Origin of the sequence: Rhodococcus sp. 14-2496-1d, assembly GCF_002259365.1 — a bacterium.
Lineage (GTDB): Bacteria > Actinomycetota > Actinomycetes > Mycobacteriales > Mycobacteriaceae > Rhodococcoides.
In genome coordinates this window covers 1-11,323 of record NZ_NPFV01000004.1, presented here as the reverse complement: position 1 = coordinate 11,323, position 11,323 = coordinate 1, and the positions used below count along the sequence as shown (strand labels likewise).

The window sequence follows — 11,323 nt, the reverse complement described above, 5'->3', positions numbered from 1 at the left end:
TTCGGGCGCAGAGTGCAAAGTAGACGGCGCTCGGTGTCCTGTCGAGAGCGTCTGGGCGGTGCAGGCTTCGGATAACACATACCAGTGATATCCATGCCGAGGAGCACCCCATGACGACTGTTCAAGAAGGCACACGCCAAGACGACGCTCCCGCAGACCGCCCCGCGGAGCTCACCGTTCTCGGAGCCTGCGGCCAGGACTGTCCGGATTCGTGCTCGATGGTGGTCACCGTCGCGGACGGTGTGGCGACCAGCGTCAGCGGTAGCAAGACCAACCCGTACACCAACGGTGGATTGTGCGTGAAGGTGGACAACTACCTGGACAAGGTCTACAGCCCCGATCGAGTTCTGTACCCGCTCAAGCGATCCGGACCCAAAGGCTCCGGTCGCTTCGAGCGAATCTCGTGGGACGAGGCCGTTGCGACCATAGCGGAGAAGTTCACCGCCATCGCCGAGGAATTCGGCCCGGAAGCGATCATGCCGTGCAACTACCTCGGCACCCAGGGGATCACGCAGGGGCTCAACGTCGGCGACGCATTCTTCAACCGTCTCGGGGCAACCGTTGCCGAGCGCACCTACTGCGACGCAGGGTCGTGCACTGCGTACGCGATGACGGTCGGCGATACGGCGGGCGTCGACCCGGAAAGCTTCGTCCATTCGAAGTTCATTCTGATCTGGGCGTCGAACATCATGAGCACCAACCTGCACCTGTGGCCGTATGTGGCCGAGGCCAAGAAGCGCGGGGCCAAGGTCGTCGTGATCGACCCGGTCAAAACGAGGACCGCTAAGGCTGCGAGTTGGTACATCCCGATCCGGCCGGGCACCGACGGCGCGCTCGCGCTGGCGATGATGCACGTCATCATCGACGAGGGGTTGACGGACGCGGACTACATCGAGCGTCACACCATCGGTTTCGACGAGCTGGCCGAGCGGGTGAAGCAGTACACCCCGCAGTGGGCATCGGAGGAGACGGGCATCCCCGTCGAGGACATCTACACCCTGGCGCGGGAATACGCGCAGAGCCAGCCGGCCGTGATTCGCATCGGTGTCGCGATCGAACGGAGCGCCGGCGGCGGTCAGAGCGTCCGAGCCATTTCCTGCCTGCCGTCCTTGGTGGGTGCCTGGCGCAAGCCAGGCGGCGGAATCCTGCAGCTACCCCTGTGGGCTTTCCCGGTGAACTGGCCCGAGTTCCTGCAGACGGATCTGCAGACGCCAGGCACGCGGGTGATCAATCTGTATCAACTCGGCGAAGCGCTGACCGGCGGGCTGAATCTGGACACGCCCCTCAAGGCCCTGATGGTCTACAACTCGAATCCGGTGGTGGTGTGCCCCGATCAGAAACGAATGATCGACGGGCTCAGCCGCGAGGATCTGTTCACCGTCGTCAGTGACCATTTCATCACCGACACAGCCGATTACGCGGACATCATCCTGCCGGCGACCACACAGCTCGAGCAGGACGACATCAACTTCTCGTGGGGGCACCTGTTCGTCACCTACAACAATCGGTCGATCGAGCCGATGGGAGAAGCGGTCCCCAACACCGAGCTCTTCCGGCGACTGGCCAAGGCCATGGGGTTCACCGAGCCGGTGTTCTCCCGAACCGACGAGGAACTCATAGCCCTGTCGTACGACTGGAATGCGCCTGCCATGGAGGGCATCTCGATCGACTCGCTCAAACAGCTCGGGTGGCAGCGGCTCAATCTTCCCGGTCCCGACGAGTACGCACCCCACGCCGAGGGCAATTTCCGGACGCCGTCCGGCAAGACCGAGTTCCTGTCCTCGGCAGCGGCGGGCGGCAACTTCGTTCTGCCCCTCTTCCGGCAGGGATCGAACGATCACCAGCCGGGCCAACCGGTGGATCCGCTTCCGCACTACATTGCGCCGCGCGAATCGTCTCGCACCAACCCCGAACTGGCGCAGAAGTATCCGCTCAACCTGCTGACGCCCAAGTCGCACGCCTACTTGAATTCGAGCTTCGGAAATCTCGACATGCATCGCAAGGTGCAGAAGGAGCCGACCCTGCTGATCAACCCAGCCGACGCCGAGCGGCGGGGTGTCGCCTCCGGTGATGTGGTTCGAGTGTTCAACGACCGCGGTGAGTTCACCGTCCTGGCCAAGCTGGACAAGTCCGTCATGGAGGGCGTGACGGTGTGCGCGATGGGCGCGTGGCGCAAGAACATGCTCTCGCTCTCGACCCCGGCCTCGCTCAACCCCACGGCATTCGCGGACCTCGGGAATGCCCCGACGTTCTCGGACACTCTGGTCGACGTGCGACCACTCGACGCCTGACAACACCTTCCCTACTACGAGAACGAGGATTTCGAGATGGCCTACGTCGTCACCGAACCGTGCATCGACCTGCTGGACAAGGCATGCACCGAGGAGTGCCCCGTCGACTGCATCTACGAGGGTGCTCGGATGATGTACATCAATCCCGACGAGTGCGTCGACTGCGGCAAATGCATGCCCGCGTGCCCCAACGACGCGATCTTCTGGGAACACAAGATCCCGGACGAGCAGAAGCGGTTCGTCGACATCGCAGTGGAGTTCTGCGAGTATGCCGATGCGTCGGGTGGCGCGGAGGATCTCGGTCCGGTCGGACACGACCACCCGGCGATCGACGAAGTGGCGAAGAAGTGAGTGACGCAACCGATTTCGAGTGTGACCTGATCATCGTCGGCGCGGGCCCGGCCGGCCTCTACGGTGCGTACTACGCGGGCTTTCGTGGGCTGACGGTCACCGTCGTCGACGCCTTACCGCATCCCGGTGGTCAGCTGGCCGCGCTGTACCCGGAGAAGAAGATCTTCGACGTCGCCGGCTTTCCGGCAATCAAGGCGCAGCATCTGGTCGACGCCTTGGTGGAGCAGGCAGAGCAGGCGAAACCGACGTATCTGATGGGACACGTCGCGACCGAGCTCGAAGAATCCGAGGAGGCCGTCCGGATCACGACGGACAAGGGTGTCACCGTCGTCGGGAAGGCGGTTCTGGTGGCAGCGGGGATCGGCAAATTCACGCCGAGACCGCTGCCGGCGGGTTCGGAGTTCCACGATCGTGGGCTTCGCTACTTCGTGCCGAGACTGAACGAGTTGGCCGGCGAACACGTGATGATCGTCGGGGGCGGTGATTCGGCGGTGGACTGGGCTCTGAGTTTGGAGCCGATCGCGAAGTCGGTGGTACTGGTGCACCGCCGCAACGAGTTTCGGGCTCATGCTCACAGCTTGGGACTGTTGGAGCGGTCGAGTGTCGATGTACTCACCCCGTACGAGGTCGAGGAGATCGCGGGCTCGGACGCCGTCGAATCGGTGACGATCGTCGACGGAGCCGGAACCGAACGCCGTCGACTCGCAGTGTCGAGTGTGGTTGCCGCACTGGGCTTCAAAGCGGCATTGGGTCCCATCGGGACGTGGGGTCTGGACAAGCACCAGCGCGATATCGCCGTCGACCGGACGATGCGGACCAATCGTCGGCGAGTATTCGCGGTGGGTGATGTTGCCGGACACCAGGACAAGGTCAAGCTGATCGCGGTCGGATTCGCCGAGGCCGCCACGGCGGTCAACCACATCGCACCACTCGTCGACGGTTCGGCACCGATCGTGCCGGGCCATTCGAGCGACTCGATCCACTGACTCGAGTCGCTCGTCGCGTCAGTACCTCTGTTCTCGGTCGGTCGGCCGTGTCGAGCGCGTCACCGCACGCGGGTCGTCCGACCGGGCACAGACGCTGGCGCGGTACTGCCGCGGACTCATGCCGTACTGCTCACGAAAGGCGCGGCTGAAGACGGCGAGGTCCGCGAAGCCCCATCTCCGGCTGATCTGCCCGAGCGACTTGTCCAGCGTGATGCTGCCGACGATCTCGCGGCGGCAGCGCTCGAGCCGTTTGGTTCTGATGGTGCGGGCCACCGTCGTGCCGCTCGAGGCGAACACACGATGCAACTGTCGCGTCGAGACCAACATCGCCGACGCCACCGAGGTGGGTGAGAGCTCGGTATCTGCGAGGTGGTCCTCGATGTACCGCTGCGCTGACCGAACCAGAGCTGCGCTGGGCGAGTCGACGGTCGAGTTCGTGGTGGTGTTGCGGGCGATCACGCTGACGAGATCGCCGACCTCGTCCGCTATCGCCTGCGCTCCGGTGATGTCCAGTGACGAGCGCGTCGAACTCAGATCGTGAAGAAACCGGCCCAGTAGCCCACTGAATCCGGCGGATCCGTCGAATGCCATCGCCGTCATGTCGCTGGACTCACGGGCGTCGAGCCGAAGCATGTGACGGGGCCAGGTGAAGACCTCCAGTTCCCATTGATCGTCGTCGGGGTGGCCGTCGATGATCCAGTCGAACGGGCGTGAGGTGTCGTAGATCGCGAAGTCGCCCCGCGTCAGAGTGCATTCGCGGCCGTCCTGCACGACGATGGCCGAGCCGCGTCTGATCATTCCGATCTGGACGTACTCGATGCGATCCCGATCGATCAACGAGTCGGTACGCGCGATGTGCTGCGTGGTGGATCTGACACTCGAAACCTGAAGGTGTGCAAGCGACATCGACCGGACGGCCCCGGTGAATCGGCTGTCGGCCACGTCCGCGACGTCCAGTGCGACGAAATGCTCGCTGAGCATGTCGCACCAGTCACTGCGGCTGGTCGTCCGAGTCGGGATCGAGAATCCGGATCTGGACAGCATGGGAACCCCTTTTCGTCGAAGCCCACCGTCGTCGGTCCTGGTGACCGTGTCGTCACTGCGATGCAGGAGCTTTGTTCGAGGTTAGCGCGCAATGTTTCCGGTTGATTCGCTGTTCGTAACATTGCCGGAAAGTCCGATCCGGACGGCGTGGCGAGGTCTCTGCAGGTCAACTAACGGTCGCTGGCGGTCAAATGCACCGCACCCCTCTGGACCAAGCTGGAACCGAATTCGACGAAAGGGGTGCACCATGGGCGACGTCGACACAGTCGTGCAGCTGGACGGGAACGACAGTGAATCCTGCGCGAGCGGGGTGCGAGTCGCAGTCACCTCCGACGCGTTGTCGGTCGAGGCGGCGACCGCCTGGGCCACCATGCCCCAGTGCGGGGCCGTTGTCACCTTCACCGGGGTTGTGCGCGAGTATTCGAGGGACTCCGCAGGTCAAAGGACCGACGGGGTCGTGTCGATCGACTATCAGTCCTACGAGTTGGTCGCGCGCGGACGCCTGTTCGAGATTGCCGAGACGGCGCAACAGCGTTGGCCCGACATCGGCCGTATCGCCCTGCTGCATCGGACCGGATCCGTCGCGGTGGGTGAAGCCAGTGTCCTGGTCTGTGTGTCCGCGGGTCATCGCGTCGCCGCGTTTCTGGCTGCTCAGTTCTGCATCGACATCGTCAAGGCATCCGTTCCGGTGTGGAAGCTCGAACAGCGGGACGCCGTGCAATCCTGGGTGGAGACCGGTGTGCAGATCGAGAACGTCCACCATGCAGCCTCGCAGTGGTCGCCGCTCACCTGCGGTGCCGCCTCGTGAGGGATGTCGTGACCGACGCGAGAGACGTTCGGGGCCGGCCACTTCGGGACCTGCGTATTTCCGTCACCGACCGGTGCAACTTCCGGTGCGTCTATTGCATGCCGCGGTCCGAATTCGGTCCCGACCACGAATTCTTGAAGACCGCGAAACTGCTGTCGTTCGAGGAGATCGACAGAGTCGCCCGAGCTGCTGCCGACATCGGTATTCGCAAGGTGCGCCTGACCGGTGGAGAACCGCTGCTGCGAACCGGAATTGTCTCCCTCGTCGAGCGACTGAGCGCCATCGACGGTATCGATCTGGCGATGACCACCAACGGTTCTCTGCTCGGCGCACATGCTGCGAAGTTGGTCGACGCGGGGTTGGGGCGGGTGACCGTCAGCCTCGATTCGACGGACCCGGCAACGTTCGCTCGCATGAGTGACACTCGGGTGCCCGTGCAGACCGTACTCGACGGCATCGACGCGGCGGTTGACGCCGGGATGTCGCCGGTGAAGGTCAATGTCGTGGTGCGTCGCGGGGTGAACGAGGATTCGATTCTGACTCTGGCGGAGCGGTTCAAGGGCACCGGCGTCGTGGTGCGCTTCATCGAGTACATGGACGTCGGTGCTACGAATCGGTGGGAGTTGTCCCAGGTCATGGACGTGCAAGCGATCGTGGAGACGATCGGCCGCGTCCACCCGCTGGTGCGGGTCGAGGCGGTGTACGACGGTGAGGTGGCGACTCGATATCGATACCTCGACGGCAGTGGAGAGATCGGCGTGATCGGGTCGGTGTCCGAGCCGTTCTGCGGAACGTGCACGCGCGCGAGGCTGTCTGCCGACGGCAAGGTGTACACCTGTCTGTTCTCGTCGACCGGAACGGACCTGCGCGCGTTGCTGCGCTCGGGGGCGTCGCAGGACGAACTCGTATCCCGCCTCACGGCGTTGTGGGTGCGACGGGACGATCGGTACTCGGAACTTCGAGCGGAAACGAACGAGGATCCGGTGCGAGATCGGATCGAAATGTCCTACATCGGTGGATGATCGAAGGGGGCTGATCGTATGGCCGAGTTGGTGATGTTCGCTGCGGCACGACAGATTGCCGGGGAGGCGTCGAACAGCATGTCGGGATCGACCGTCAGAGAGGTGCTCGATACTGCGGTCGAACGATACGGTGCGTCGTTCGCGGAGGTATTGGCGGTGTCGCGCATCTGGATCAATGGACGATCGCTGGCACGCGACGAGGATTCGCCGTGCTCCGATAGGGACGAGATCGCGGTCCTGCCTCCGATCTCCGGCGGATGATGTCGACGACAGTGGACAGCGTCCAGGTCCATCTCCGAACGGTGGACCAACACCGCTGCGCGATAAGAAAACTGGGAGTATCGGCGTCGGTGCGTTCGGTGCCGATCGGCAATGCGGTAGGGGCAACGCTCGCCGAGGATGTCGTTGCCGACCACGCACTGCCGGCCTTCGACAATTCGGCGGTCGACGGATTCGCCGTTCGCGCTGCCGATGTCATCGGTCCGGAACATCTGCCCGTACGTCTGCTCGTCTCCGCGCGCAGTGTCGCAGGTGGACAACCGGCACCGCTGCACCTTCATCCGGGTGAGTCGGTACAGGTCATGACCGGTGCGGCAGTTCCGTACGGCGCAGACATGGTGATTCCGGTCGAGGGAACCAGCGGGTTCGTCGAGACATTCGGTATCGAGGAGGTGACGATCCACTCGGTCGGCTCGAAGAGCAACATCCGCAGTCGTGCCTCGGACTTCGAGGTCGGCGACGTCGCCGTCCGGGCAGGCACATCGGTCACGCCGGCACAGGTCGGTGTTCTGGCGGCGCTCGGTCGCACCCATGTGCTGATCGAGTCGGCTCCGATCGTGGCGGTGCTGTCGACAGGATCCGAGGTTCGGCCGGTCGGGACCGAACTCGCACGCGGCGAGTGTTACGACGCGAACTCGGCGATGATCGTCGCGGATCTGCTTCGGTGCGGTGCCGACGTTCACCTCGAACCGGCCGTCGCCGACGACGTCGATGAGTGTCGGGCGGCACTGGCCCGATGCGCGGCGGTTGCCGACCTCGTCGTCACGACCGGTGGGATCAGCGCGGGCACCGAGGAGGTGATCCGGCTTGCGCTTGCAGACCAGGACGTCGAATTCGTTTCGGTTGCAGTCAAACCGGGCAAACCGCAGGGATGCGGAAAGGTCGAGGGAACTCCGATCGTCTGTCTGCCCGGAAACCCTGTCAGCGCGTTGATCTCGTACGAACTGTTCGTCCGGCCGATCATCGTTGCGGCACTGCGAAACCCGCGAGCAGAGCGAACGATCAGAACGGTCAGGGTAGCGGGGGAGGCCGTTTCTGCCTCACCGGTACCCCGGGTCATGCTGGGCATCGTCGACGGTGAAGGGGCCAGAATCATCCGATCGCATTCTGTCGGTGCGCTCGCCGACGCCAACTGTGTGATCGTGATCCCGCCCTCCGACGGCGACCTCGGGCCGTCCGGTGAGTACCCCGCGTGGATGCTCGACTCTCTCGCCTCGTCGCGGCGAGGCACGTGCATCTGAAGATCCGAGAAATTCTCTCGGCGCACCACTCGTCGATGTGAGGAGAGTGCACGCATTTCGTAACGCAAACGCCTCGGATGGCTTACGCCAAGGGCCTACCGTTGGTGCACTCGAACCTATCGCGGAGTGCATCATGACGTCATTTTGGACAACCCGGGGACTCGGCCATGCCGATCAGATGAGCTACTGGGCCGACGTCCTGTGTCAGGCATTCACCCCACTGGCACCGTGGCGATCCCGCGATCACGTCGAACGCAGTTCGTCCCGGTCCGGACTGCCCGGGTGGGTGCGCTCTGCGGCTGTCGGAGGTGGCAATGCCGCGGAGATCGCCTCCTGCACCCAGCGAATCGACCACGGAAAGCGCGAAGTCGCCCGCGCGGACGAGGACGTCGTCTTCGTCAACCTCCAACTGGATGGGCACTGTACGACCACCCAGGACGGGCGGCAGTGCACCGTCTCCCGAGGCGACTTCGCCGTCGTCGATTCGACCCGCCCGTACCGCCTCGAGTTCGTCGAACCGGGCAATGACGAACTGTGGCGGGTCCTGTCGTTCCGGCTGCCACGGCCATTGCTGGCAGACGTCGTCGCACCGTCGGCGGGGACCACTGCTCGGCGCTTTTCGAGCTCGTCGGGCTCGGCTCGCTTGCTCGGCTCACTGATGGTCGAGACCTGGCGGAGCGATTCCTCACTGCACCCCACCGAGCGGCAGATGATCGGTGCCGCCCATGTCGATCTGCTCCGCGCGGTGCTGGGAGCAACGGCCGAGCGGGACACCGCGTGCTCGTTGCAGACCGACGAAGCACTCCGGGTGTCCGCGGTTCGGTTCATCGACTCCCGGCTTCCCTTCGGCCGAGTTCCCGCCACCGAGGCAGCCCGCCACGTAGGGGTATCGGTTCGCACTCTCCATGCACTGTTCGAGAGGGCGGGAACGACTTTCGGTGCCGTGGTACGTGAGCATCGAGTCGAGGCGTGTCGTCGTGAGCTTGCCGATTCGCGCGACGATCGGTCGATCGGAACGATCGCTGCAGCGTGGGGATTCTCGGATTCGGCGCACCTGGCCAAGTCGTTTCGATCGCACTTCGGATGCAGTCCGGTCGAATACCGAGCGTCGGTGAAGACCAGGGAACTGCCGCAGCGGGTGCAGCGGTAGCGAAACGCTCTGTCCGAGTGTGCAGAACGGTACCGATCACGGCGCAGTCCGGTACAAGACCAGGACGACTCACCCGATGAAACTGGTGTGCAGGGCAGCGTCGCCCGATTCCGTTCTTCACCCCACCAGGACAGACATCGAGGAGTCCCACATGACCTTGAGTTTCGAGCTCAGCCCCGAGCAGATGGCCGTGCGCATGCAGGCGCGGCAAGTGGCAGACGAGATCCTGAGCGAAGTAGCAGCCGCCATTTCGCCCTTGCCCCGGCCGGAGGATCGCTTCTACGCATTGCAGCCGGTATACAAGCAGCTGGCCGGGCTCGGATTCGTCAAGGGACTGGTTCCCGATCAATACGGCGGCGCGTACTTCGACAACCTGACGTTCGCCCTTGCGGCCGAGGAACTCGCTCGGGTCGACATCAACACTCCGACAGCGTTGCTCGGCACCGGATTGGGACTGAATCCGATCATCAATTTCGGCACCGAGGAACAGAAGAACCGCTGGCTCCCGCTGTTCTGCGACGGCGAGCCTCGGCTGGCTGCGATCGCATACACCGAGGTGACCGGTGGGGCCAACTACGACTCGGAGGACCCGACCGTCGGAATTCGGACCTTCGCGCGACGCGAAGGCGACGAGTGGGTCATCAACGGTGCCAAGCACTACACCACCAATGCTTCGGGCTGGGACGGTCAGGGTGCCGACCTGATCAGCGTGGTGTGCCGCACCGATCCTGCGCTCCCGCCGTCGGAGTCGCTCGCGGTCATCGTCGTGGAGAAGGGGACGCCGGGGGTCGAGATCACCGACATGATCGACACCATCGGACACCGCGCCACCAACTCGCCGCGAGTCGAATTCCGCGACGTGCGAGTGCCGGTCGGCAACCTCATCGGTAAGCCGGGCGACGGGTTGGACATCGTCGCCACCGCCTTCTCCTGGACCTGCTCGTCCATCGCCGCCGCGTGCGTGGGCAGGATGAGGGCTGCATTCGACTACTCTCTGCAGTTCGCCAAGACCGACCACCGGTCCGGTCCGGTACCCGTCATCGAGTACCAGAACGCGGGATACATGTTGGTGGACATCAAGACTCGGATCGAGGCGGTCCGCTACTTCGCATGGAAGGCTGCCGATCACTTCGATCGCACCGGTGGACGCGACCGTGAATTGGCCAACGAAGCAAAGATATTCGCGTCCGAGACGGCCGTGCAGGTGGTGTACGACGCCATGCGTCTCGTCGGCGTCGATGCGTACACGAACCTGACCCCGATCGCTGCGATCATGGAAGACGTCCTCTGCTTCCCGGTGTACGACGGCGGAAACATGGGCGTTCGCCGGCGCAACGTCCACAATCTGCTCAAGGCAGACGGATTCGACTCACTCGCCGCGGCAGAGAATCGACTGTCGGTACCCGAGCACGCCTAGGCCGATGGCGCTCGTGGTGTCAGGATTCGATCGATCCTGACACCACGAACGGGCTCGCGCGCCGATCCGGCTCGTACTCACTGGCGAAAGTGCAACGAGACCAATGGTTCTCGGTCGTTTGGCCGGATGATTCTAGGAATGTTGCGATGCTGACCGATTGTCGGGTCGTCACGGACCGTGAGGTAGTCGGGCACCTGCGGCATCACGTCTTCGACGCTGCGCTGGACGATATGGCCGCGGGTTTCGAGACGGAGAGATCTACGACATGTACGCATTCGGCTCGCGTACCCGGTGCACCGGGCAGCTGACTTCTTGTTCTGCACGGCAGACGTGGTACCCGTCGGCAAGGATCTTCCACACGTCGACGTTTCCAGGGTCATCGCGCGGCGATTCAACGACCGTTACGGCGCAGTGTTGGAGAAACCGCACGCCCTACTGACGTCGAGACATCTCCTATGGTCGGGCTCCACAAGGCCAGGGTATCGGCACTGCTCACTGTGGTCGGCACCGCACGACCGCGGCTCAGATCACGACATTCCGAGTTCGAGCTCGGCTGATTTGTGCTGCTCGGGGTGGTGAGCACGAGCAGCCGAGTCTGCGCTTTCGTTTCTTGTCGGTGGCCCGGGTTAGTCTTGTTTCAGTTCGAACGCACGTTCTGAAATGTTGCTCACCGGGGGGTGAAAGATGGGTGCACTGCCAGCTGTGTCACTGGAGGCGTTGACCGCTGCCGCGTG

Annotated in this window: 11 protein-coding genes; 10 read left to right on the top strand and 1 reads right to left on the bottom strand. The window is 63.7% G+C overall.

Annotated elements, in window-relative coordinates; translation table 11 throughout:
• Positions 1 to 110: 110 nt before the first annotated feature.
• From CH296_RS01715 to CH296_RS01705, 3 genes are read left to right on the top strand one after another with little or no spacing between them, the layout of a single operon-like run.
• On the top strand, positions 111 to 2,291 hold the full coding sequence (locus CH296_RS01715) for a molybdopterin-dependent oxidoreductase (protein ID WP_082322638.1): 2,181 nt from the start codon (positions 111 to 113) through the stop codon (positions 2,289 to 2,291).
• Positions 2,292 to 2,327: 36 nt separating this feature from the next.
• Positions 2,328 to 2,642 (top strand): ferredoxin, encoded by a 315-nt coding sequence (gene fdxA, locus CH296_RS29280; protein ID WP_094683876.1) that lies wholly within the window; start codon positions 2,328 to 2,330, stop codon positions 2,640 to 2,642.
• Positions 2,639 to 3,628, top strand: coding sequence for an NAD(P)/FAD-dependent oxidoreductase (locus CH296_RS01705; RefSeq protein ID WP_218828393.1), 990 nt, complete (start codon positions 2,639 to 2,641; stop codon positions 3,626 to 3,628). Before fdxA ends, CH296_RS01705 begins: the two co-directional genes overlap by 4 nt.
• 18 nt (positions 3,629 to 3,646) lie before the next feature.
• Here CH296_RS01705 and CH296_RS01700 read toward each other — a convergent pair whose 3' ends face one another.
• A complete protein-coding gene (locus CH296_RS01700) occupies positions 3,647 to 4,672 on the bottom strand; it encodes a helix-turn-helix domain-containing protein (RefSeq protein WP_082322636.1) in 1,026 nt (341 codons plus the stop codon).
• Positions 4,673 to 4,919: 247 nt separating this feature from the next.
• On the opposite strand from CH296_RS01700, the gene CH296_RS01695 reads away from it, so the two are divergent.
• From CH296_RS01695 to CH296_RS28500, 7 genes are all read left to right on the top strand, one after another.
• Positions 4,920 to 5,480 carry a molybdenum cofactor biosynthesis protein MoaE gene (locus CH296_RS01695; RefSeq protein ID WP_179277607.1) on the top strand — a complete coding sequence of 187 codons (561 nt, stop codon included), beginning with the start codon at positions 4,920 to 4,922 and terminating at the stop codon, positions 5,478 to 5,480.
• Complete coding sequence (moaA, locus tag CH296_RS01690) at positions 5,447 to 6,502, top strand: GTP 3',8-cyclase MoaA (RefSeq protein ID WP_094632335.1); 1,056 nt, start codon at positions 5,447 to 5,449, stop codon at positions 6,500 to 6,502. The genes CH296_RS01695 and moaA overlap by 34 nt, the downstream gene beginning before the upstream one ends.
• An 18-nt stretch (positions 6,503 to 6,520) precedes the next feature.
• Positions 6,521 to 6,763 carry a MoaD/ThiS family protein gene (locus tag CH296_RS01685; protein ID WP_045196011.1) on the top strand — a complete coding sequence of 81 codons (243 nt, stop codon included), beginning with the start codon at positions 6,521 to 6,523 and terminating at the stop codon, positions 6,761 to 6,763.
• A complete protein-coding gene (gene glp / locus CH296_RS01680; RefSeq protein WP_094683873.1) occupies positions 6,760 to 8,022 on the top strand; it encodes a gephyrin-like molybdotransferase Glp in 1,263 nt (420 codons plus the stop codon). Before CH296_RS01685 ends, glp begins: the two co-directional genes overlap by 4 nt.
• A 133-nt stretch (positions 8,023 to 8,155) precedes the next feature.
• The gene (locus CH296_RS01675) at positions 8,156 to 9,172 is read left to right on the top strand and encodes a helix-turn-helix domain-containing protein (RefSeq protein ID WP_094683872.1); all 1,017 of its coding nucleotides are present in this window, start codon (positions 8,156 to 8,158) and stop codon (positions 9,170 to 9,172) included.
• A 151-nt stretch (positions 9,173 to 9,323) separates the two neighbouring features.
• Positions 9,324 to 10,589, top strand: coding sequence for an acyl-CoA dehydrogenase family protein (locus CH296_RS01670; protein ID WP_094632429.1), 1,266 nt, complete (start codon positions 9,324 to 9,326; stop codon positions 10,587 to 10,589).
• Between the two features lie 291 nt (positions 10,590 to 10,880).
• Positions 10,881 to 11,168: a hypothetical protein gene (locus CH296_RS28500; protein ID WP_179277606.1), complete on the top strand. Its 288-nt coding sequence runs from the start codon at positions 10,881 to 10,883 to the stop codon at positions 11,166 to 11,168.
• Positions 11,169 to 11,323: the final 155 nt, after the last annotated feature.